The organism is Phycicoccus sp. Root101 (assembly GCF_001426245.1).
Taxonomy (GTDB): Bacteria; Actinomycetota; Actinomycetes; order Actinomycetales; family Dermatophilaceae; genus Pedococcus.
Genome location: NZ_LMCM01000006.1, coordinates 397,609 through 420,281 on the forward strand (window position 1 = coordinate 397,609; position 22,673 = coordinate 420,281).

Here is a 22,673-nt window from a genome sequence, read left to right on the forward strand (position 1 = left end):
CCAGATACGGGGCCAGAGTGTGCGGCATGACCACGACGTCAGCGGGACACCCCGAGGGCCTCCCGCAGCTCCTGCGCGAGGCAGGGCTCCGGGTGACCCAGCCCAGGGTCGCGGTCCTCGGTGCGGTCCGTGCGCACCCCCACGCCGACACCGACTCGCTCATCGCGGCCGCCCGCCGCGACGTGCCCGAGGTGTCGCACCAGGCCGTCTACGACGTCCTCGGCGCTCTGACCCGCTCGGGTCTCGTGCGCCGCATCCAGCCGCCCGGCTCGGTGGCCCGCTACGAGGCACGCGTCGGCGACAACCACCACCACGTCGTGTGCCGGTCCTGCGGCACCATCGCCGACGTCGACTGCGCCGTGGGCCACGCCCCCTGCCTGACGGCGTCGGACGACCACGGCTTCACCATCGACGAGGCCGAGGTCGTCTACCGCGGCCTGTGCCCGACCTGCGCCGCTGCAGCCACGGCCTGACCCCACCACGAACCACCCGCCATACCCGTCCATCCACCCCTTGCCCGGAAGGAAGCCATGTCCGACCAGAACCACGAGAGCAACACCAACGCCGAGGGTCACGAGACCCGCGTCGGCGAGATGAACGAGAGCGACCGCAAGTGCCCCGTCGTGCACAACCGTGCGCCGGAGCCGGCCCAGGGCGGCGGCAACCGCGGCTGGTGGCCCGAGCGGCTCAACGTCAAGATCCTCGCCAAGAACCCGGCGGTCGCGAACCCCCTCGGCGAGGACTTCGACTACGGCAAGGCGTTCGAGTCCCTCGACCTCGCAGCGGTGAAGCAGGACATCGCCGAGGTCCTGACCACCTCGCAGGACTGGTGGCCGGCCGACTTCGGGCACTACGGCCCGTTCATGATCCGCATGGCGTGGCACAGCGCCGGCACCTACCGGGTGCAGGACGGCCGCGGCGGCGCGGGCGCCGGGCAGCAGCGGTTCGCCCCGCTCAACAGCTGGCCCGACAACGCCAACCTCGACAAGGCCCGCCGCCTTCTGTGGCCGGTCAAGAAGAAGTACGGCCGCAACCTCTCCTGGGCCGACCTGATGATCCTCACCGGCAACGTCGCGCTGGAGACGATGGGCTTCGAGACCTTCGGCTTCGCCGGTGGCCGCGCCGACGTGTGGGAGCCCGACGAGGACGTCTACTGGGGTCCTGAGACCGAGTGGCTCGGCGCCGAGCGCTACACCGGTGACCGCGAGCTCGAGAACCCCCTCGCCGCGGTCCAGATGGGCCTGATCTACGTCAACCCCGAGGGCCCCGACGGTGAGCCCGACCCGCTGCGGTCGGCTCGCGACATCCGCGACACGTTCGGCCGGATGGCCATGAACGACGAGGAGACCGTCGCCCTCATCGCGGGCGGCCACACCTTCGGCAAGACGCACGGTGCGGCGAACCCCGACGAGCACGTGTCCGACGAGCCCGAGGGCGCACCGCTCGAGCAGATGGGCCTGGGCTGGAAGAACGACTTCGGCACGGGCAACGGCGCCGACACGATCACCAGCGGCATCGAGGTCACCTGGACCACGACGCCGATCCAGTGGAGCAACAACTTCTTCGAGAACCTGTTCGGCTACGAGTGGGAGCTCACCAAGAGCCCCGCGGGCGCCCACCAGTGGAAGCCCAAGGACGGCGCCGGCGAGGGCACCGTGCCGCACGCCCACGACGCCACGAAGAAGATCGCCCCGAACTTCCTCACGACCGACCTGGCGCTGCGCGTCGACCCGGTCTACGAGAAGATCTCCCGGCGCTTCCTGGAGAACCCCGCCGAGTTCGCCGACGCGTTCGCCCGCGCGTGGTTCAAGCTGACCCACCGCGACATGGGCCCGGTCGCCCGCTACCTCGGTCCGGAGGTCCCCTCCGAGGAGCTGCTCTGGCAGGACCCGCTCCCCGCCGCCTCCGGCGAGCCGATCACCGCGGAGGACGTCGCCGCGCTCAAGTCGGCCATCGCCGGCACGGGCCTGACGGTCTCGCAGCTCGTCTCCACGGCCTGGGCGGCTGCGTCCTCGTTCCGCGGCAGCGACAAGCGCGGTGGCGCGAACGGTGCCCGAATCCGCCTCGCCCCGCAGAACGGCTGGGAGGTCAACAACCCCGCCCAGCTCGCGACGGTGCTGCGCGCCCTCGAAGGTGTGCAGGAGTCGTTCAACGCCCAGGGTGGACGTCAGGTGTCGCTGGCCGACCTGGTCGTCCTCGCCGGTGGCGTGGGCGTCGAGCAGGCGGCCAGGGCCGCGGGCCGCGACGTCGAGGTGCCCTTCACCCCGGGTCGCGTCGACGCCTCGCAGGAGCAGACGGACGTGGAGTCGTTCGCGTGGCTCGAGCCGCGGGCCGACGGTTTCCGCAACTACCCGGGCAAGGGCCACCGGCTCGGCGCGGAGTACCAGCTGCTCGACCGCGCCAACCTGCTCACGCTGAGCGCGCCCGAGATGACGGTGCTCGTCGGCGGCCTGCGCGTCCTCGGCGCGAACTACGACGGCTCCTCGCTCGGGGTGCTCACCGATGCTCCCGGCACGCTGACGAACGACTTCTTCGTCAACCTGCTCGACCTCGGGACGCAGTGGACCTCGACCTCCGAGGACGCCTCGACGTTCGAGGCCCGCGACAGCTCGGGCCAGGTGCGCTGGACCGGCACCCGCGCCGACCTGGTGTTCGGCTCGAACTCCGAGCTGCGTGCCCTCGCCGAGGTCTACGCCAGCGACGACGCGAAGGACCAGTTCGTCGACGAGTTCATCGCGGCCTGGACCAAGGTCATGGAGCTCGACCGGTTCGACGTCGCCTGAGGCTCGTCGCTGCACCACGCGCCCTCCGTATGGCGCCGCGCCATACGGAGGGTGCGTCGTCCGCCCCGGGCGCGCGGCCCGGCGGCCGAGGTTGTAGACAGGACGCATGATCGTCGCCATCGCCGGAGGACACGGACAGATCGCCCTGCTGCTCGAGAAGGAGCTGACAGCGCGTGGGCACGAGGCCATCGCCCTCGTGCGCAACCCCGACCACGTCCCTGACGTGGAGAAGCACGGGGCCAGGGCCGAGGTGGTCGACCTCGAGCACACGACCGTCGAGGCCCTGTCTGCTGCCATCGCCGGTGCCGACGCCGTGGTCTTCGCAGCCGGCGCGGGGCCGGACAGCGGGGCGACTCGCAAGGAGAGCGTCGACCGTGGCGCCGCCGTGCTGCTCGCCGACGCCGCCGTCGCGGCGGAGGTCGGGCGCTACGTCATGGTGTCCTCGATGGGCGCCGACTCCGGGGACCCCGACTCCGACGACGTCTTCCAGGTCTACCTGCGGGCCAAGGGGGCGGCCGATGCCGACCTCCGTGCGCGCACCGAGCTCGACTGGACGATCCTGCGTCCGGGGCGGCTCACCGACGACGAGGCGACCGACCGGGTCGCGCTGGCACCCACGGTCGAGAGGGGCGCCGTCCCCCGGGCCGACGTCGCCAGCGTCCTGGCCGAGCTGCTCGCGACCGGTGCCGGATCGGGCCTGGTCCTGGAGCTCGTCTCCGGCCACGTCCCCATCGCCGAAGCCGTGGCTGCCCTTCCCACGGACCCTGCCTGAGCGTGACGGATCGCCCTGTGCCCCACAACGATCGGGGTGTGCAGCTGCGCAGCGTCCCGTTCGAGGACGACGACGTCCAGCACCTCGTCGCGGAGGTGCAGGCCTACTACGTGTCCATCTACGGCGGGCCTGACGAATCCCCCATCGTCGACGGCGAGTTCGCGGCACCCCGTGGTGCCTTCGTGCTGGCCACCGACGACACCGGGCCGGTGGCCATGGGTGGATGGCGACGCAGGGACGACCTCGTGCGCCTGTTCGGCGCACCTGTTGCCGAGGTCAAACGGATGTACGTCAGCCCGCGGGCCCGGCGCCGTGGTGTCTCCAGGCTCGTGCTCGCCGACCTCGAACGCACCGCTCGACTCGCCGGGGTCGCAGTGATGGTCCTCGAGACGGGAATCATCCAGGGGGACGCCATCGCGTTGTACGAGTCGTGCGGCTACTCCCGGACCATCGACTTCGGCCACTACGCCGACTCCGACCTCTCCCGCTGCTACGCCAAGAGCCTCGTGCACGCAGGAGCGACCTAGGCTCGGCTGGCTCCCGGGCGCGACGTGCCGCTCGTAGGAAAAGGAACACTCTTCGCCGTTTCACTCCACTACCGTGCCCAGCGTGTCGGACCACAGGCTCATCGACTGGGAACGACGTACGAGCGGGCCCCTGCTCGTCGCCGCACTTGCTTTCCTCGGCGCCTACGCCTGGCCCATCCTCCAGCCACAACTGTCGCGAGCGGCTCAGACCACCTGCTCGATCGTTTCCTGGACGGTGTGGCTTCTCTTCGCTGCCGACCTGTTCGTCCGCCTGGCCATGTCCGAGGACCGGTGGCGGTACCTGCGCCGCAACTGGCTCGACGTCATCACGTTGGCCGTCCCCATGCTCCGCCCCCTCAGGGCCCTGCGTGCTGTCGTGGCACTCAACATCATCGGTCGTCGAGGTCAGTCCTTCGTGCGAGGCAGGGTGGTCGCGTACGTCGCGGCGGCGGTCGTTGTGGTGGGGCTCGTCGCGGCACTGGCCGTGCTGGACGCAGAACGCGGCCATCAGGGCGCCAACATCACGACGTTCGGGGACGCATTGTGGTGGGCAGCGACGACCGTGACCACCGTGGGGTACGGCGACCAGTTCCCCACGACGCCAGAGGGCCGGTTCGTCGGTGCTGGGTTGATGCTGACCGGTATCGCCCTGCTCGGCGTCATCACTGCCTCTTTGGCCTCTTGGTTCGTCGAGCGGGTGGCCGAGGTACAGGCGGCAGAGGAACGGACCGGCGAAGGGGTCAGCGATCTCGCTGCAGAGCTGCGGGCGCTGCGCGCAGAGCTCACTGCGCTGCGACAGGAACAGTCCTAGCAAGCGTGGGCTGACACCCGGGGCGTCGCCCCTCCGCTGGCTGTCAGCGGGTCGCGAGCGTGACCCAGACCCCGCTCAGGTCGTGGCGGGTCAGGGGCCAGGCCGAGTTCGGGCTCGTTGTCGCCATTCGTCGAGGGTGGTGTCGTAGGAGCCGACCGTCAGGTCCCACTCGACCTGCGGGCTGCCGTGCTGGCGACGGAGCCGGCCGCCGTAGCGGTTCGTGTGCACCACCGTGTGATGGGCCCGGCACAACAGGGCAGCGTTGTCGATGTCCGTCGGGCCACCATCAGCCCAGTGCACCAGGTGGTGCGCATCCGACCACGCCGCCGGTTTCGAACAGCCCGGGAACGTGCAGTGCCGGTCCCGCAGCCACAGGTGCCGTATCTGGGCTCGGTCGAACAACCGCCGACCCATCCCCTGGTCCAGGACCTCCCCACGGCTGCCGAGCACGACTGGGATCACCTGGGCGTCGCACGCCAACCGCCGCACCGCCCCCACCGTCAGGGACTCGTCGCCGGCCGTGAGCGCGGCGCCACGGCACCGCCCCTGCAGGGCGTCCAGCCCGACCGTCACCACCAGCGACGTCTTCGCCTGACGAGGCAGGCCTTCCGGCGCGGACACCGCTCGGGTCACCAGGTCCAGCAGGGCGTCCGCGCGCCGCGCGGCGGGGGTACGCAGATCCAGCTCGCCCGTGTCCTCGTCGCGCACCGGCCTCGCCAACGCGTCCACGGCGGCATCGACGACTGCGGCGCCTTCCTCGTCCAGCAGCAGCGTGTACCGCCACATCCCGACCGGGCCGGGACCCTTGGTCAGCGACCGGTGGTCCCGGCGGACCTGAGCGTCGCGCTCGACCGAACCGTCAGGGCGTGCCACCTCACCGGCGTGGCGCAAGGCGACCGCAAGCCTGGCCTCCGACAACCCACCAGCACCACGGGCGCCGAACACCAGCTGCGACGTCGCTCCGGCCAGACCGGCCGGCTCCGCCATACCCCGCACCGCACGGTGGAACCGGCAGATCTGTGCCGCCTTGCCGATCGCCAACGCATCCGCCCGCAGCTCCGGGTCCGACGAGCACGCCCCGGCCACGGCATCGACCAGCTCGTCCAACCGGTGGTCCACCGAACCGACCGCCGCAGACTCGGCCACCACCGATGCCACGACCTCGGCGTCCAGCAGGTCCCTGGTCGGCAGCAACGGGGCCACCGACCGCACCCAGTCCGCCGCCCCCAGTCCCCGCTCGACCCCCAGACCGCGTCCCTTGGCCTCGGCAAGGACCAGGACCAGCTGCGCCCTTGCCGCCGCCACGACCTCGCTCAACACCCCCACCGCGGCTCCGACCTCACCGTCCCCCAGCGCCCACAACCGGTCGCACTCTCCGCGGGACAGCACGTCCAACGCCACCCCAGCCGCGTCCACCACCGGGCGCCGCTCACCACCAAAGGTGGGAGGAGCAACGTTCGCGCAGATCGCCATACCAAGGACACTACCGGCGACCACTGACAACGGTCACCGTTCATCCACAGGGGCAAACTCCTTGCACAGCAACGCGATTCGCCTTGAGGATCAGTGGCCGATGACCTTGCGGCCGGGCTTGCGGATCGGTCCGCTGTCGGTCGGCATGACCGCTTGGTGGCTGGCCACCTCGAGCTCGCGGATCAGGCGCTGGGCATCGAGCAACAGGGCGCCGTACGCCGGCCAGGCTCGCGGGTCCTCCAGCTCGGTCTCGCGGATGTCGTGCCCCAGCTGGTCCAGGACGGCGCCCGCCGAGTGGAGGTAGTCGGTCACCGCTCCCACCTCCTCGTCGCCGGGGAGACCGAAGTGGCTGATGGCACCCGCGACCTTGTCCAGCGCCTCGGCGTAGCAGTCGAGGAAGCGCTTGGTCGGGGTGGGCTGGCTCTCGTCCTCGTCGGCCGCGTCGACCAGCGTGCGGGCGATGCCCGACAGCTGCCACTGCGCGCGTCCGATCGCGTCGACGGTCCGGGCGTACCCCGCCCAGTCCACCTCCATGCGGCGCAGGTTGTCGCGGGGGTTGAACCGCATGCTCTCGCGACCGGTCTCGATCTCCTCCTGGATGGTGGGCGCGAGGCCGACGATCTCCGAGCTCGTGTCGTACCACTTGCGGGCCGCGTCGGTGTCCCAGCCCTCGCGCAGCCCCGCGGCCATCTCGTTGAGCAGCGCACAGACGCGGGTGGTGAGGGACCGGATCTGTTCGCGCGGCTGCTGCACGTGCAGCGGCGCGAGGACGATGGCATTGGTCGCCACACCGATCACGCCACCGACCACGGTCTCCAGGATCGTCAGGTAGGTGAACTCCCTGTCCGTGCCACCCACCGTCAGCAGCGACAGCAGCACCATCGACGGGACCTGGATCCCGTGGTCGCCGAGCCGTCGCCACCGCGCGAGCAGCAGGGCGAGGTAGATGACCGGCACCATGCTCCACCAGTGCACCCCCAACCAGGAACCCACCAGCCACGCCGCGGAGATGCCGACGACGACCGCCGCGACGCGCCGAGCACTGGCGCCGAGCGAGCGAACCATCGTCTTGTCGACCACGAGCAGGGCGGCCATCGGTGCGTAGAACGGGCTCGGGCTGTGCAGGACCCGCACCGCGAACTGCCAGGCGATCACCGTCGCCAGCGCCGCCTTGGCCATGAGCAGCGCAGCATCACGTTCTGGTCCTGCGACGCGGACCGCCTGCGAGGCGGTGGTCAACCACTGGGTGACGACGGCACGGACCCGCTCGCCGAGGCGAGGTCGGTCCCGCGCTGCTGTCTCCACGCCGTCGACCCTAGGTGGGGCTCTCCCGCCCCACCAATCCACGCCGGACGGGTCGGTACCAAGCCGGACGAATCACCCCGCCCGGCTCAGGCGCCTGCCTCCACGTCGAGGGTCAGCACGAGGTGCTCACGCACGCCCTCGCGGCCGGACCGGAGACCCACGACCGTGCGCGACCCGCTGTCGTCGACCACGAGCTCCACCGTCGAGGGGAGCAGGACCGGCTTGCGGAACCACACCTCGGAGGTGGACGGCTCGCTCGCCTCCGGCCCGAGGGTGGCGAGGGTCCGCGCCGCCGTCCACATCCCGTGCGCGATGGCGCGCGGGAACCCCATCGCCTTCGCGCTGAGGGCGTGCAAGTGTATGGGGTTCACGTCACCGGACACGGCGGCATACGCACGGCCCAGTCCCTCGGGCAGGCGCAGGACGCCGGCGGGAGGCCCCTGGGGCATCGGTGGACTCGACTGGGGCGCCACGGCGTTCGCGTCGCCTCGACCGCGTCGCAGGTAGGTGCTGCGTCCCTCCCAGACCCGCTCCCCGTCGACGTCCACCTCGGTCACGAGGTCGACGAGCTGACCCTTGGCGTGCGGGCGCAGGTCGGCGGCGTGTACGGTGACGTCGAGGCGGTCGTCCGCGGTCAGGCGACGGTGCACGGTGATGCGGTTCTCGAGGTGCACCAGTCCCGGCAGCGGCAGCGGGAAGTCACGTCCGGCCATGAGCGCGACCTGGAGAGGAAACCCCAGCACGTGCGGGTAGGTGTGCGGCAGCACGTCTCCCCCGGCGAACCGGCACAGGTGCTGGTAGTCGAGCAGGTGCGCGCGGTCGACCTGGACTGCGGCCAGGAGCAGCCCGTGCGCGGGCAGCGCCCCGCCCCGTCCACGCTGGGTGAGCGCAGCCCGGGCGAACAGCGGTCCGAGGGCAGGTGTTGACGCGACCTCGCGCAGCTCCACGTCAGGCCCCCAACAGGCTCTGGCCGCAGACACGGACGACGTTGCCGGTCACTCCCGCGTTGGCGTCCTGGCTGAACCACGCGATCGTCTCGGCGACGTCGACGGGCAGGCCGCCCTGGCTCAGCGAGTTGAGCAGGCGCCCGACCTCCCGCGTCGCGAAGGGGACCTTGGCGGTCATCTCGGTCTCGATGAACCCCGGGGCCACCGCGTTGACGCTGATGCCCCGACGGACCAGGTCGGCGTCGACCGAGAGGGCGTCGACGAGGCCGATGACCCCGGCCTTGGACGCGGCGTAGTTGGTCTGGCCACGGTTGCCCGCGATCCCCGCGATCGAGGACACGAGGACGACGTGCCCACCGTCGCGGATCCCGTTCTCCCCCAGCAGGACCTCGTTCATCCGCAGGATCGAGCCGAGGTTGACGTCGAGCACCGAGTCCCACCGGGACTCGTCCATGTTGGCGAGCAGCTTGTCGCGGGTGATCCCCGCGTTGTGGACGACGACGTCGAGGCCCCCGTGGCGGCCGGTGGCGTCCAGGATCCGCTGCCCCGCGTCGGCCGCCGTGACGTCGACCTGCAATGCGGTTCCGCCGACCCGGTTCGCGGTGCGGGCCAGCGACTCCCCCGCCGCCGGGATGTCGACGCAGACCACGTGCGCTCCGTCGCGGGCGAGCACGTCGGCGATCGAGGCACCGATCCCCCGAGCAGCCCCGGTCACGACCGCGACCTTGCCCGCCAACGGAAGGGCCCAGTCGGCGGGCTCGGCCGGGGTGCCCGGTCCGACCCGGACGACCTGGGCGTCGACGTAGGCGGAGCGGCCGGAGAGCAGGAACCGCACCGCGGCGTCGGTGTTGGCCTCGGCGCCCTCGGCGACGAGGACGAGGTTGGCCGTGGCTCCGAAGCGCAGCTCCTTGCCGACCGAGCGGGTGATTCCCTCGAGCGCGCGACGCGACGCCGCCTGCGCGACCGACGTGGCGGACGCCGGATCCGCACCCACGACGACCACCCGGCCGGACGCCCGCAGCGCCTTCACCGCGGGGGCGAGGACGACGCGGACGAGGTCGAGGTCTCCGGGCTCCGTGACGGTCGTGAGGTCGAGGACCACCGCGCCGAGCCTGGACCCCGCCGGCACCGCGTCGACGACCTCCACCCCCTCGTCGGAGAGCAGCGTGCGGACGTGCTCGGCCACCGGGGCGTCGGCGAGCCCTGCGACGAGGACCGGACCCTCCACGAGCGGTGCGTCCGCGGCATACCGGCGCAGGCGCACGGGCCGAGGGAGGCCCAGCTGCGCCGCGAGCTTCGTGCCGACGGCACTGTTGACGAATCCTGCGTACGCGCCGGTCATGTCAGGCCGCCTCGAGGATCGCCATGACACCCTGCCCACCGGCGGCGCAGATCGAGATCAGGCCACGCGCGCCGGATCCCCTCTCCTCCAACGACTTGGCGAGGGACGCAACGATCCGTCCACCGGTCGCCGCGAAGGGGTGGCCGGCGGCCAGGGACGAACCGTTGACGTTGAGCCTGGTGCGGTCCAGCGCCCCGATGGGCGCGTCGAGACCGAGCCTGTCGCGGCAGAACGACTCGCTCTCCCAGGCCGCGAGCGTGCACAGCACGGTGGCCGCGAAGGCCTCGTGGATCTCGACGAGGTCGAAGTCCTGCAGCTTCATGCCCTGGCGTTCCAGCAGGTGGGGCAGCGCGTAGGCGGGAGCCATGAGCAGTCCCTCGTGGCCGGTGACGTAGTCGACCGCCGCGGTCTGCGCGTCGACGAGGTGGGCCAGGACGGGCAGGCCGCGCTCGGCCGCCCACTCGTCGCTGCCGAGCAGCACGACGGAGGCACCGTCGGTCAGCGGCGTCGAGTTGGCTGCCGTCATGGTGGCGCCGTCGCCCCGGCCGAAGACCGGCTTGAGCTTCGCGAGCTTGTCGACCGAGGAGTCCGCGCGCAGGTTCTGGTCCCGGGTGAGGCCGAGGTAGGGCGTCAGGAGGTCGTCGAAGAAGCCGCGGTCGTAGGCCGCTGCGAGGTTCCGGTGGCTCTGCACGGCCAGCTCGTCCTGGGCCTCACGCGTCACGCCCCAGTGCGCCGCCGTCTGGGCCATGTGCTCGCCCATCGACAGGCCGGTGCGCGGCTCGACGTTGCGCGGGATCTCGGGGACGACCTGACCGGGGCGAAGGCGCGCGACCGCCTTGAGTCGCTGGCCGGGGGTCTTCGCCCGGTTGAGCGCCAGCAGCGTCTCGCGCAGCCCCTCGTTCACGGCGATGGGCGCGTCGGAGGCCGTGTCGGTACCGCCGGCGATGCCGGACTCGACCTGACCCAGGGCGATCTTGTTCGCCACGAGGACGGTCGCCTCGAGCCCGGTGCCGCAGGCCTGCTGCACGTCGTACGCCGGGGTGGTCGGCGCGAGGCTCGAACCCAGGACGGACTCACGGGTGAGGTTGAAGTCGCGGCTGTGCTTGAGCACCGCTCCGGCGGTGACCTCGCCGACCGGCTCCCCCGCCAGCCCGAACCGGGCCACGAGGCCTTCGAGGGACGCGGTGAGCATGTCCTGGTTGGAGGCCTTGGCGTACGTGCTGTTGGCACGGGCGAACGGGATGCGGTTGCCACCGATGACGGCGGCGCGGCGGGGCTTCGCTGATGCGGCCACGAGGTGCTCCTGGAGGTCGAGGGTTACTGATACCGACGGTAGCAGGTACGGCTGGTACCTGCTACCGTCGACAGCGTGAGCACCACCACCGACGGTCGCAGCACCCGCTGGGACGAGCACCGCGCCAGCCGGCGCCGTGAGCTCGTCGAGGCCACCCTGCGCGCCATCCGGGAGCACGGTGCCGGGGTCGGCATGGACGACATCGCGGCGGCAGCCGGCACGTCCAAGACGGTCTTCTACCGCCACTTCACCGACCGCTCCGGCCTGTATGCCGCCGTGTCGGAGAGCGTGGATGCGCGGATCCTGCGCGACCTCGGGTCCGCCATGGGGGGCGGGTCGCCCGACCTCGCCCGCGCCGGGGGGTCACCCCGGGCGATCATCGCCGCGGCGATCGACTCCTACCTCGCCCTCGTCGAGCGCGATCCGGAGGTCTACCGCTTCGTCGTCAACGCCCCCCTGCTCGACGCCCCGTCCGGTGGCGACCCCGCCCTGGCCGTGACGAGCCACATCGCCGACCAGATGTCCGCGCTGATCGGCGCAGCCCTCGCCTCGGTCGGCCGCGACACCTCGCCCGCCGCGGTGTGGGGGGCCGGCGTCGTGGGCATGGTCCGGGCGGCTGCCGACCAGTGGCTGGCGGACCCCTCGCTGACCCGCGCCGACCTCACCGCACACCTCACCGACCTGGCCTGGGGCGGACTGTCCGCCGCCTGGTCCGACCCGTCCTGATCGTCCAAGGAGCCACCATGACCGACCTTGCCACCGAGCTGCGCCGCGCCCTCGACGGGCGGTGGGCCCACATCAAGGACGAGGCCCGCACCGACCTGTCCCCCAGCGACTTCGCCGCCCCCGAGGCGGAGCTGACCATGGAGGAGTACCGCGCGCGGGTCGCCGACCAGGTCCAGAAGATCGCCGCGACCGGTCACCCCGCGCGCGGCTTCCCCAAGGAGGCCGGCGGCAACGGCGACCTCGGCGGGTCGGTGACGGCGTTCGAGATGCTCGGCCACGCCGACCTGTCGGTCATGGTCAAGGCCGGCGTGCACTGGGGCCTCTTCGGTGGCGCGGTGGCCAACCTCGGCACCGCCGGGCACCACGCGGCATACCTGCCTCGCATCATCGACGCCACGCTCCCGGGCTGCTTCGCGATGACGGAGACCGGGCACGGCTCCGACGTGCAGTCGCTCGGCACCACGGCGACGTACGACCCCGCGACCGACGAGCTCGTCGTCAACACGCCGGACCTGCGCAGCCGCAAGGACTACATCGGTGGCGCCGCCCGCGACGGCAGGCTCGCCGCGGTCTTCGCCCAGCTCATCACCGACGGTGAGAGCCACGGCGTGCACTGCGTCCTCGTGCCCATCCGCGACGAGGACGGCACGCCCCTGCCCGGCGTCACCATCGGCGACTGCGGGGCCAAGGCAGGCCTGGCGGGCGTGGACAACGGCCGGCTGTCCTTCGACCACGTCCGGGTGCCGCGCACCAACCTGCTCAACCGGTACGGCGACATCGACGACCAGGGGCGGTACACCTCCCCCATCGAGAACTCGACCCGCCGTTTCTTCACCATGCTCGGCACCCTCGTCCGCGGCCGGGTCAGCGTCGCCGGTGCCGCGGGCTCGGCCACGCGGACCGCGCTCACCCTCGCCGTGACGTATGCCGGTCACCGCCGCCAGTTCACCCCGCCCGGTGCCGAGGACGAGGTCGTCCTGCTCGACTACCGGGCCCACCAGCGCAAGCTCCTCCCGGCCCTCGCGAAGTCCTACGCCCTCCAGCTCGCCCAGAACGAGCTCGTCTCGCTGATGCACGACGTCCAGAGCGCTCCCGACGAGGTCGACGAGCACGGCCAGCGCGAGCTCGAGGCCCGTGCCGCCGGCATCAAGGCGGTCTCCACGGCCCACGCCACCACGACCATCCAGATGTGCCGGGAGGCCTGCGGTGGCGCGGGGTACCTCGCCGTCAACCGGCTGCCCGCGCTCAAGGCCGACACCGACGTGTTCACGACCTTCGAGGGCGACAACACGGTGCTGCTCCAGCTCGTCGCCAAGGGCCTGCTGACCGACTACCGCGACAGCTTCGGCAACCTCGACACCCTCGGGATGGTGCGCTTCGGGGCCCGCCAGTTCGCCGGGGCCGTCATCGAGCGAACGGCTGCCCGCGGGTTGGTCGAGCGCCTGGTCGCCGCGGCGCCGGGACGCGACAGCGAGAAGGGGCCCACCGACCGCGGTTGGCAGCTGGCGCTGTTCGAGGACCGCGAGCGGCACCTGCTCGAGACCCTCGCCCTGCGGCTGCGCAAGGCGGGCAAGCCGGGCGCCGACCTCTTCGAGGTCTTCAACCTCGCCCAGGACCACGTCGTCGAGGCGGCCCGCGCCCACGTCGACCGCACCATCCTCGAGGCCTTCGTCGCCGGCATCGACGCCTGCGAGGACCGCACGGCGGCGGCGATGCTCTCCACCGTGTGCGACCTCTACGCGCTGAGCCAGATCGAGGCCGACAAGGGCTGGTACCTCGAGCACGGCCGGATCACCCCGGCCCGGAGCAAGCAGGTCACCGCCGCGGTCAACGACCTCTGCGCGACCCTGCGACCGCACGCCCAGGAGCTGGTCGACGCGTTCGGCATCCCGAAGGAGTGGCTGGGGACCGAGCTGCTCGCTCCGCTGGACTAGGGGGCGCGCAGCAGCGTGCGGCCGTCGTCGGTGACGGTCCAGAACGGGTTGTGGGCGACCTCCCAGGGGTGGCCCTCGGGGTCGACGAAGATGCCGGAGTACCCGCCCCACACCGTGTCGGCGCCGCCGCGGCCGATGGTGGCCCCGGCTGCGCGGGCCTCCTCGAGGACGGAGTCGACCTCTGCAGGGCTGGCGACGTTGAGCGCCAGCGTCACCCCGCCCCAGCCGCCGTCATCGGTGACCACCGAGTCCTCGGCCAGGGCGGTCCGGTCCCAGAGCGCGAGGACGATGCCACCGCACTGGAAGAACGCCACCTCGTCCTCGTCGTTGCCCCGGCGCCAGCCGAGCGCGGTGTAGAACGCCTCGGCGCGGGCGAGGTCGCCCACGCCGAGGGTGACCAGCGAGATCCGCTGGTCCATCAGCCGTCCCACCACGGTCGCAGCGGAAGACCTGCCGCACCCTTGTCACCGAGCTTGACCGCCAGCACCTGGTGGAGCTGGACGACGTTGCGCTCGAACCCCAGTCGCGACCCCGCCATGTAGAGGCCCCAGACGCGGGCCGTGGCCTCGCCCACCTCCGCCACGCAGGCGTCCCAGTTGTCCCGCAGGTTGTCGCACCACCCCGCGAGGGTGCGGGCGTAGTGCTCGCGCAGGTTCTCCTCGTGGCGCACCTCGAGCCCGCCGACGTCCTGGATCGCGGCGATGATCGTGCCGGAGCCGGTCAGCTCACCGTCGGGGAACACGTAGCGGTCGATGAACGCCCCGGTGGAGGTGCGCCTGTTGTCGGGACGGGTGATGCAGTGGTTGAGCAGCAGGCCACCCGGGCGCAGCCGGTCCTCGATGAAGCGGAAGTACGACGGGTAGTTGCGCACGCCGATGTGCTCGGTGAGGCCGATCGAGGAGATCGCGTCGAAGCCCGTCTCCGCGACGTCGCGGTAGTCGGTGTGGCGGACCTCGGCCAGGTGCGCCAGCCCCTCGCGCTCGATCGCCTCCTGGGCCCACTGGGCCTGCTCGGCCGACAGGGTGGCGCCGATGACGCGGACCCCGCGCCGCGCGGCATACCGGACCATGCCGCCCCAGCCACAGCCGATGTCGAGCAACCGGTCACCGGGCTTGAGCCGCAGCTTGTCGAAGACGAGGCGGTACTTGTTCTCCTGCGCCTCCTCCAGCGTCGAGGAGTCCTGCGGGTACGCCGCGCAGGTGTACGTCATCGACGGGCCGAGGACACGCTCGTAGAACGCGTTCGAGACGTCGTAGTGGTGGTGGATCGCCTCGGCGTCACGGGTCCGGGTGTGCCGCAGCCCCTCGGCGACTCGACGCCACCTCGGCAGGGACTCCTGGGGCGGCGGCGGCGGGGGCTTGAGCAGCTCCACCCCGAGCGAGCGGGCGATCGCCGCAGCGGTCTTCGGCGCCGGCATCTGGAAGTGCACCTCGCCCATCGCCGCGAGCAGCGGGTAGGGGTCACCGGGGTGGACCCCGATGAGGTCGAGGTCCCCGGCGACGTAGGCGCGCGCCATACCGAGGTCCCCGGGTGCCGTAGCGAGGTAGCTGGCACCGCGCGGGGTCCGCAGGTCGAGGCCGAACTCGGCGTCCTCGGGGCCGGTACGGGAGCCGTCGTAGGCGGTGAACCGTAACGGCATCTCCCCCGAGGTCACGGCATCGAGGATCTGGGCCATCGACAGCTTTGCCGGGAGGACGTCGGAGTCGGGTCGGTTGCTCTTGAGGATCGTCATGTGCGTCGCACCGCCTTGGAGTAGAGATCGAGCAGTCGGGAACGGGGGTCGTACCTGGCCTTGAGCGCCGCGTACGTCGCGCCGCCGTAGTGCTGCCAGAACTCACCCTCGTCGTAGTAGGAGTCGGAGTAGAGGGACTTGTGGCCGTCGAGCTCGGTGACCTTCGCCTCGATGAGGCGGTTGGTCGCGCCGGGGTCGTCGGGGTCGCGGGGGACGCTGGACCAGAAGCCGACGTTGACGTACGTCTCCCCGGGCCGCAGGGGGTAGAGGGGCCAGCTGCCGGAGCTGCGCACGGGGCAGAGCCAGATCGGCTCGATCGGCACCTCGCGCAGGAACCACTCGACGAACTCGGCCGTGCGCCCGAGCGGCACCTCGATGTCCTGCACGACGCGTTCGCGCGGTGGCCGGCCCTTGCGGGCCTCGAGCCGGTCGGCCACGTCGAACCGGTGGTCGAGCGCGATGAGCTTCCAGTAGGACGCGCTGTTGCGGAACCGCTTCGGCCACAGCCGACGGATGCCCGGCCGCTGCACCCCGAACGCCCTGCTGCACCAGAACCAGTCGGTGTCCCAGCGCCACAGGTAGTCGTGGGTGGTGAGCAGGTCGGTGCGCGGGCGAGCACCGTCGTGCTGGATCGACCGGTAGTAGACGTCCATGCCGGTGTAGTCGCTGGGCGCCCCCGTGAGGGGTGAGCGCCGCCCCAGCGTGAGGTAGGCCTCGGTGGCGGAGAACACCACGCCGTCGAGGTAGTCGACCCGCTCCCCCTCGTGCTCCCCGGTGTCGACGACGGCACCCATCGCCGTGACGAGCGACTCGAGGTCGTGGAACCGCAGGTGCCGCAGCGCCACCGCCGCATCGACCTCCTCCAGGGAGATGCGCAGCCGGGTGGCGTAGCCGAGCGTCCCGTAGGAGTTGGGGAAGCCGTGGAACAGGTCCGCGTGCTCCCCCTCGGGGCGGGCGGTCACGATCTCGCCGCTGCCCGTGAGGATGTCCATCTCGAGCACGGACTCGTGCGGCAGCCCGCTGCGGAACGACGTCGACTCGATGCCCAGTCCCGTGACCGCTCCGCCGAGGGTGATCGTCTTCAGCTGCGGGACGACGAGTGGTGCCAGCCCGTGCGCGAGCGTGGCGTCCACGAGGTCGGCGTACGTGCACATGCCCTGGACGTCGGCCGTGCGGGCCACCGGGTCGACCGACAGCACGCCACCGAGCCCGGAGACGTCCAGGCCGGGGGCGTCGGTCCTGGCCCGGGCCCGGAACAGGTTGGACGTCTTCTTCGCGAGCCGCACCGTGGCATCGGCCGGTATGGCGCGGTAGCTCGCCGCCAGCCGTGCGACGGCGGCCTCGTGCGCGGCCGCAGGCACCATCGGAAGCGGTGCCGACCGCCCCTGCCCCGTTGTCGTCGTCAAGCTGACCACTGCTCGACCTTATGCCGCGCGTGCAACAGTCGTCACGCGGGTTCTTGATCCGTGGTCACGGGGTCCCCCACCCGCACCGTGCCGCGGCGGCTCACCGCGGCATACACCCCGGGGCAGCCGCCGGCGGGGCCGGTGACGTCGAGCACGACCTCCCCCACGCGCAGCACCGAGCCCACGGTCGCGGCGAGGTCGGCCGAGGCCAGCGTGACGACCACGTTGGCCCGGGTATCGTCGCGGACGTCCTCGGCGGCGATGACCTGCACGGGTGCCTTCTTGCGGCGGTCGCCCTCCAGACCCGCGTCGTCGACGACGACGGCCTCGAGTGTGAGGCCGGGCTCGCCCTTGACGGGGTACGTGTGCAGGCTCTGGACCGTCGGCGTCGCCATCAGACCCCCTCGGGTGCCGACGCCAGGGCGGTGTCGATGGCATCGCGGAGCCGGGTGGCCGACGCACGGGTCAGCTCGACCGCGACCCGCTGCCCCGGTCCTCTCGAAGGGTCGGCCAGGTCGATGTTGAGGGTGTGCTCGGCCATGGCGTGGACGGGGTGGTCGTAGTAGACGGTCGCGTCGCTGACGTGGAACCACTGGCCCCCCGGGCCCTTGGCGCTGCCGTCGACGGACTCGGTCACGGTGGCGTACGTGCACACGTCAGGCCCCTTGCGTGGAGAGGTGGGTGGCGAAGAACGTGGCGATGCGTTCCCAGCCGTCGTTGGCGGCCTCGGGCCGGTAGGACGGTCGGTCCACCGCGAAGAACGCGTGCGGCGCGCCCTCGTAGGAGTGGAACTCGTGCGGCTTCCCCAGCTCGGTCAGGCGCGTGTCGAGCTCGGCGACGTGCTCGGGGCTGGGGGTCTTGTCGTCCGCTCCGAAGAGGCCGAGCAGCGGCGCGCGCAGTCCGGGGAGCTGGTCCACGAGGTTGGTCACCTTGAGCGGGAACCCCTCCGGCGGCGTGCCCGTGACGAACGCCCCGTAGCAGTCCACCGCCGCGTCGACGTCGAGGTGGCAGGCGGCCAGGACGCTCTGGCGGCCGCCGGAGCAGTACCCGATGACACCGACCTTCCCGTTGCTGCTCGGGAGTGACCGCAGGTGTGCCGCGGCACCACCGACGTCGCCGACGAGCCGCGCATCCGGGACCCCGCCGTTCGCCCGGGCGGTCGCGGCCGCGTCGGACGGGTCGGCGCCGGGAGCCTCGCGCCAGTAGAGGTTCGGGCAGATCGCGTCGTACCCCAGCTCGGCGAACCGGCGCACGATCTCCTTGGTGGCCCGGTCGTAGCCGGGCATGTGGTGGATCACCACGACCCCGCCGCGGGGGGCGTCGCCGTCGGGCCGGGCGAGGTAGGCCTCGATCTCGTCGCCGTCGGCGCCGGCGATCCGGATGGTTGTGGTGTGCATCGAGTCGCTCACCCTCCGGATGCTATTCCTCGGTTGCTCGCCGCCGCGCCCCTCCCCTCGTCCGGACCGCCTCCACCGGAGGACCCGCCGTCAGGGGTGGGCGGCCTGCTGCGCCACCGCCTGGCAGCTCGTCCCCGTGGTCGTGCCCTCGAAGACCTGGTCGAGGTCGATCCCCTGCTTGACGGCCACCGCCCCGAGGAGCTGGCACATGGCCTGGACCTCGTCGAGGGTCGTGGTGCCGCTGCCGGTGTCCGCCCTCATGTTCGCCCGCCTCCCGTATGACGCGACGAGACCCCGCGGGGATGCGGAACCTGCCGCGGAACCCACCCGCAACGCGTCGAAGCCCTCCCCGGAACGGGAAGGGCTTCGACGGACGGCGTGGGCGGCTGGTGCCGACCTGGTGGACGTGAAGGGACTCGAACCCATGGCCTCTCGCGTGTGAAGCGAACGCTCTAACCAACTGAGCTACACGTCCAGGTGCCCTTGCGGGCCTGCCGAAGAATAGCGGGAGCGGGTGCGATGGGCGAAATCCGGGGGTCTGTCGGGGCGTCGCCGACGGGTCAGAGGCCGGGCAGGGAGTTCAGCCAGTCCTCGATGACGTCCGGCAGGAACCCGGGCACGCCCGACAGGAGGAACAGCCCGTAGAACACGAGCGCCACCAGCGCTGCGGTCAGGAGCCCGACGAGGCCCTTGACCCAGAGCGGCTTGGGGCCGATCCAGTCGTTCCAGTCGGCGAGGCGCGCCTTGCCCCAGTCGAGCAGCCGCTGGGCCCACTCGAACTCCGACGCCAGGATGCCGATGCCGACGAAGACGATCAGCCAGCCGGGTCCCGGAGCGGGCACGGCGATGAGTCCGGCGATGGTGACGAGGGCGCCGACGATCCCCACGACCCACTTGTAGATGCGGTGGCTGTGGGGGTTCGAGCGGATCTTGCGCCGCCACTCCCAGTCCTTCTCCCGGTCGTTCTCCCGGTCTCGTGACCGGCGTCGTTCGTCGGAGGGCGACTGCTGCTGGTCCTGCCTGGCCTCGGGGGTGCGGCCCCGTGTCTGGTCGGTCACGGATCCATTCTCTCCTGACAGAGCCGGGCGAACACCTCGGCCGCGCGCCGGGTCACCGGGCCCACCTCGAGGGTGCGGTCGTCGACGGCGTGGATCGCCAGGACGTCCTTGGTGCTGCTCGTGATGAACACCTCGTCGGCGCTGTCGAGGACGTCCAGCGGCAAGGCCTCCTCGACGACCTCCATCCCGTCCTCACGGCACCACTCGATGGTGACCTCGCGGGTGATGCCGGCGAGGCAGCCGGAGTCCAGCGGCGGCGTGCGCAGCACCCCGTCGACGACGACGAAGATGTTGGACCCGGTGCACTCGCACAGCTCCCCACGGGTGTTCGCGAACACCGCCTCGATCGCCCCACACTTCTTGGCGTACGCGAGGGCGACGACGTTCTCGGCATACGAAGTCGTCTTGAGGCCGGCGACGGCGGAGCGCTCGTTGCGCGTCCACGGGGTGACGGCGACCGAGGCGCTCGCCGGCGGTCGCGGTTGGGCGCCGGCGGTGACGATGTACGTGAGTGGGCTGTCGTCCCGGTCGGACCCGAGTGGGCCGGCTCCTCCGGTGACGGAGTAGCGCAGCCGACCGAACTCGATCGGGTCGCCCGCGGACAGCACCGCATCGATGCCTTCGGCGAGGCGGTCGTGGTCGGCCGGCGGCAGGCCGAGCCCGGCCATCGTGCGGTCGAGCCGACGGGCGTGGCGGGTTGCCGCGAACACCTGCCCGTGGTCGACCTTCGCGGTCTCGAACGCCCCGTCCCCGACGGTCACCCCGTGGTCGAGCGCCGCGATGGACGGCTCGTCCACCCCTGTCAGCCGACCGTTGACCCAGACCCTCACGCTGCTCATGCGTCCACCCTCCCAGATGCGAGCCCGACCAGCCGTGCGGCCTTGACCCGGGTCTCCTCCCACTCACCCGCGGGGTCCGATCCCCACGTGATGCCTGCACCGGTACCGAACCGCAACCACCGTCGGCCGTCCGCGCCCCGCTCTGCCCAGAACGTCCGGATGCCGACGGCGAGTTCCGCCGTGCCCGCATCGGCGTCGACCCACCCGACGGCCCCGCAGTACGGACCGCGAGGGACCGGTTCGAGGTCGGCGATGGCCTGCAGGGCAGTGTGTTTCGGTGCGCCGGACACCGACCCGGGTGGGAAGGTGGCGGCCATGACGTCCTCCCAGCTCGCCCCGGGACGCAGCTCGCCGGAGACCGTCGACACGAGGTGCACGAGGCCGGGGTGCTCCTCCGGTGCGCAAAGATGGTCGACCCGCACGGTGCCGGGGCGGCTGACGTGCGACAGGTCGTTGCGCACCAGGTCGACGATCATGACGTTCTCGGCGTAGTCCTTGGGCAGCATCGCCTCGAGGTGGGTCGCGGTGCCCTTGATGGGCCGCGACTCCAGCTGGTCACCGTCGCGCAGCAGGAACGCCTCCGGGCTCGCGCACACGACGTCGAGTCCCGCGTCCGGCACGTGGATGCGCGAGGCGTATGGCGCGGGGTTGCCCCGCGCGAGCAGCTGCGCCAGGCCGTCGAGGTCGGCCTCCTCGGCCAGCTCGTGCGACATCACCCGGCAGAGGTTGACCTGGTAGACGGTGCCGGCGGCGATGCGGTCGCGGATCTCCCGCACCCCTGCGAGGTAGCCCGCCTCGTCGAGGCTGGTGCCCCACTCCCCGCGCAGCGGCACCCACGGCACGGTGCGCGCCTTCGGCGGCTGACGCGTCACGTGGGCGAACCGCACGGCAGTGACCGACCCCTCGAACTCGGCGACCACGGCCCAGAACCCCGAGCCCAGGCCGTCGAGCGCCTCCAGCCCGGACAGGTCCCGACGCACCTCGACGGGCCCGGTCGCGACGAGCGACCCGAACCGCCCGTGTCCCGATGCGGCCGCCTCCACGATGGCGATCCTAGGGCGACCTACACTCGGCGCTCATGCGCCCACTCGCAGCGGTCACCGCTGCCGCCCTCGCGGTCACGCTCACGGCCTCCTGCTCCGCGGGCGCCTCCGACGGGACCGCCACCAGCCGGACGGGCAGCCCGAGCACCCGGCCCGGCGGGACCCCGAGTGCGAGCGGCACGTCCGCCACGACCACGACGCGCGCGCCCGGGACGTCGTCGACGACGGCGTCGCCCAGCTCCACCACGGCCGCCCGGCCGAGCGACCCGAACACCCTGACGATGGCGTTCGCCGGGGACGTCCACTTCGAGGACTACCTCGCCCCCCTGGCGTCACGTCCCGACGGCCTCGCCGAGCTGCAGGACTCCCTCGGCGCCGCCGACCTCGCCATGGTCAACCTGGAGACGGCGATCACGACGCGAGGGACGAAGATCGGCAAGGAGTTCCATTTCCGGGCCCCCGCCTCGGCGCTGAGGACCGTGCAGGGCGCCGGGGTCGACGCCGTGAGCATGGCCAACAACCACGGCGTGGACTACGGACCGGTCGGGCTGCAGGACACCCTCGCCGCGAAGCGGACGAGCCCCATCCCGGTCGTGGGCATCGGCGCCGACGAGGACGAGGCCTTCGCCCCGGCGGTCCTGTCGGCCAAGGGCCTGCGGGTCGCTGTCTTCGGCGCCTCCGAGGTCTTCGAGATGACCCTCTCGCGCTACTCGGCCGGACCGGGCAAGGGCGGCATCGCCAGCGCCGCCCCGGTGACCCGGCTGCGCAGGGCCGTTGCCGCAGCGTCCAGGAAGTACGACGTGGTCGTGGTCTTCCTGCACTGGGGACTGGACTACCAGAAGTGCCCCGACCCGCTGTCCGCGGAGACCGCGCAGGTCCTCGAGGAGGCAGGAGCCGACATCATCGTCGGCGGCCACTCCCACCGGGTCAACGGCGCCGGGTGGCTCGGGCGCTCCTACGTCGCGTACGGGCTCGGCAACTTCGTGTGGTGGCGCAGCAAGGAGCCGGACTCCAGGTCCGGCGTGCTCACCTTGTCCCTGGACGTCAAGGCCGCGAAGGGCACCGGGTCGAACGGCCACAGCGTGGTGCGCACCGCGAGCTGGACGCCCATGCTCATCGGCATCGACGGCATACCCCGTCGTCCGGGGGCCGCGGACACCAAGCGGCTCCACGGGCTCTGGGAGCAGGCGAACGCGTGCACCGGGCTCGAGTCCCGGCCGAGCTGACGTGCGCCGCGCACCCCGTGCGCGGGGAATGGATGTGACACCTCGCGGGTTGATGTAG

The 22,673-nt window shown here is 71.8% G+C and carries 23 protein-coding genes and 1 tRNA gene; 8 read left to right on the forward strand and 16 right to left on the reverse strand.

The features are described from left to right. Positions 1–26: 26 nt before the first annotated feature. From ASC58_RS09235 to ASC58_RS09255, 5 genes are all read left to right on the forward strand, one after another. Positions 27–473: a Fur family transcriptional regulator gene (locus ASC58_RS09235; protein WP_056914516.1), complete on the forward strand. Its 447-nt coding sequence runs from the start codon at positions 27–29 to the stop codon at positions 471–473. Positions 474–530: 57 nt separating this feature from the next. Beyond that, positions 531–2,783 carry a catalase/peroxidase HPI gene (gene katG / locus ASC58_RS09240; protein ID WP_369796217.1) on the forward strand — a complete coding sequence of 751 codons (2,253 nt, stop codon included), beginning with the start codon at positions 531–533 and terminating at the stop codon, positions 2,781–2,783. Positions 2,784–2,889: 106 nt separating this feature from the next. Then, a complete protein-coding gene (locus tag ASC58_RS09245) occupies positions 2,890–3,555 on the forward strand; it encodes an NAD(P)-binding oxidoreductase (protein ID WP_056914517.1) in 666 nt (221 codons plus the stop codon). Positions 3,556–3,593: 38 nt separating this feature from the next. Next, a complete protein-coding gene (locus tag ASC58_RS09250; RefSeq protein ID WP_082553109.1) occupies positions 3,594–4,082 on the forward strand; it encodes a GNAT family N-acetyltransferase in 489 nt (162 codons plus the stop codon). An 82-nt stretch (positions 4,083–4,164) separates the two neighbouring features. After that, positions 4,165–4,893 (forward strand): potassium channel family protein, encoded by a 729-nt coding sequence (locus tag ASC58_RS09255; RefSeq protein WP_157598413.1) that lies wholly within the window; start codon positions 4,165–4,167, stop codon positions 4,891–4,893. 90 nt (positions 4,894–4,983) lie between these two features. On the opposite strand, the gene ASC58_RS20955 is transcribed toward ASC58_RS09255, so the two are convergent. The 5 genes from ASC58_RS20955 to ASC58_RS09280 form a co-directional block, all read right to left on the reverse strand. Continuing rightward, positions 4,984–6,282, reverse strand: a complete 1,299-nt coding sequence (locus ASC58_RS20955) for an HNH endonuclease signature motif containing protein (protein ID WP_162246831.1) — start codon at positions 6,280–6,282, stop codon at positions 4,984–4,986. A gap of 174 nt (positions 6,283–6,456) precedes the next feature. Next, positions 6,457–7,671, reverse strand: coding sequence for an aromatic acid exporter family protein (locus ASC58_RS09265; RefSeq protein WP_056919069.1), 1,215 nt, complete (start codon positions 7,669–7,671; stop codon positions 6,457–6,459). A gap of 86 nt (positions 7,672–7,757) precedes the next feature. Further along, positions 7,758–8,618 carry a MaoC/PaaZ C-terminal domain-containing protein gene (locus ASC58_RS09270; protein ID WP_056919070.1) on the reverse strand — a complete coding sequence of 287 codons (861 nt, stop codon included), beginning with the start codon at positions 8,616–8,618 and terminating at the stop codon, positions 7,758–7,760. Between the two features lies 1 nt (position 8,619). Continuing rightward, positions 8,620–9,960, reverse strand: coding sequence for a 3-oxoacyl-ACP reductase (locus ASC58_RS09275; RefSeq protein ID WP_056919071.1), 1,341 nt, complete (start codon positions 9,958–9,960; stop codon positions 8,620–8,622). 1 nt (position 9,961) lies between these two features. Next, positions 9,962–11,254 (reverse strand): acetyl-CoA C-acetyltransferase, encoded by a 1,293-nt coding sequence (locus ASC58_RS09280; RefSeq protein WP_056919072.1) that lies wholly within the window; start codon positions 11,252–11,254, stop codon positions 9,962–9,964. Positions 11,255–11,329: 75 nt separating this feature from the next. Between ASC58_RS09280 and ASC58_RS09285 the strand changes: the two genes are divergently transcribed. Together ASC58_RS09285 and ASC58_RS09290 are read left to right on the forward strand one after the other, a co-directional pair. Next, complete coding sequence (locus ASC58_RS09285) at positions 11,330–11,980, forward strand: TetR family transcriptional regulator (RefSeq protein ID WP_056919073.1); 651 nt, start codon at positions 11,330–11,332, stop codon at positions 11,978–11,980. A 17-nt stretch (positions 11,981–11,997) separates the two neighbouring features. After that, positions 11,998–13,914: an acyl-CoA dehydrogenase gene (locus ASC58_RS09290; RefSeq protein WP_082553111.1), complete on the forward strand. Its 1,917-nt coding sequence runs from the start codon at positions 11,998–12,000 to the stop codon at positions 13,912–13,914. On the opposite strand, the gene ASC58_RS09295 is transcribed toward ASC58_RS09290, so the two are convergent. From ASC58_RS09295 to ASC58_RS09340, 11 genes are all read right to left on the reverse strand, one after another. Next, entirely contained in the window at positions 13,911–14,348 is a 438-nt protein-coding gene (locus ASC58_RS09295) for a VOC family protein (protein WP_235529160.1), read from the reverse strand. The two genes, ASC58_RS09290 and ASC58_RS09295, sit on opposite strands and share 4 nt — an antisense overlap. Beyond that, a complete protein-coding gene (locus tag ASC58_RS09300; RefSeq protein ID WP_056914525.1) occupies positions 14,333–15,646 on the reverse strand; it encodes a class I SAM-dependent methyltransferase in 1,314 nt (437 codons plus the stop codon). Before ASC58_RS09300 ends, ASC58_RS09295 begins: the two co-directional genes overlap by 16 nt. After that, complete coding sequence (locus tag ASC58_RS09305) at positions 15,643–17,052, reverse strand: FAD-binding oxidoreductase (RefSeq protein WP_235529161.1); 1,410 nt, start codon at positions 17,050–17,052, stop codon at positions 15,643–15,645. The genes ASC58_RS09300 and ASC58_RS09305 overlap by 4 nt, the downstream gene beginning before the upstream one ends. 41 nt (positions 17,053–17,093) lie before the next feature. Beyond that, positions 17,094–17,447, reverse strand: coding sequence for an MOSC N-terminal beta barrel domain-containing protein (locus tag ASC58_RS09310; protein WP_056914527.1), 354 nt, complete (start codon positions 17,445–17,447; stop codon positions 17,094–17,096). Then, positions 17,447–17,707 carry a DUF6295 family protein gene (locus ASC58_RS09315; protein WP_056914528.1) on the reverse strand — a complete coding sequence of 87 codons (261 nt, stop codon included), beginning with the start codon at positions 17,705–17,707 and terminating at the stop codon, positions 17,447–17,449. Before ASC58_RS09315 ends, ASC58_RS09310 begins: the two co-directional genes overlap by 1 nt. A 1-nt stretch (position 17,708) precedes the next feature. Beyond that, positions 17,709–18,461, reverse strand: a complete 753-nt coding sequence (locus ASC58_RS09320) for a dienelactone hydrolase family protein (RefSeq protein ID WP_056919074.1) — start codon at positions 18,459–18,461, stop codon at positions 17,709–17,711. A 78-nt stretch (positions 18,462–18,539) separates the two neighbouring features. Further along, positions 18,540–18,710: a hypothetical protein gene (locus ASC58_RS20960; protein ID WP_157581207.1), complete on the reverse strand. Its 171-nt coding sequence runs from the start codon at positions 18,708–18,710 to the stop codon at positions 18,540–18,542. 137 nt (positions 18,711–18,847) lie between these two features. Further along, a tRNA-Val gene (locus ASC58_RS09325) sits at positions 18,848–18,924 on the reverse strand. Positions 18,925–19,009: 85 nt separating this feature from the next. Next, positions 19,010–19,507 (reverse strand): TIGR02611 family protein, encoded by a 498-nt coding sequence (locus ASC58_RS09330; RefSeq protein WP_157581210.1) that lies wholly within the window; start codon positions 19,505–19,507, stop codon positions 19,010–19,012. Further along, positions 19,504–20,346: an aminotransferase class IV gene (locus tag ASC58_RS09335; protein WP_200947766.1), complete on the reverse strand. Its 843-nt coding sequence runs from the start codon at positions 20,344–20,346 to the stop codon at positions 19,504–19,506. The genes ASC58_RS09330 and ASC58_RS09335 overlap by 4 nt, the downstream gene beginning before the upstream one ends. Then, positions 20,343–21,389 (reverse strand): chorismate-binding protein, encoded by a 1,047-nt coding sequence (locus tag ASC58_RS09340; protein WP_056919075.1) that lies wholly within the window; start codon positions 21,387–21,389, stop codon positions 20,343–20,345. Before ASC58_RS09340 ends, ASC58_RS09335 begins: the two co-directional genes overlap by 4 nt. A 35-nt stretch (positions 21,390–21,424) precedes the next feature. On the opposite strand from ASC58_RS09340, the gene ASC58_RS09350 reads away from it, so the two are divergent. Further along, positions 21,425–22,615, forward strand: coding sequence for a CapA family protein (locus ASC58_RS09350; protein WP_082553113.1), 1,191 nt, complete (start codon positions 21,425–21,427; stop codon positions 22,613–22,615). Positions 22,616–22,673: the final 58 nt, after the last annotated feature.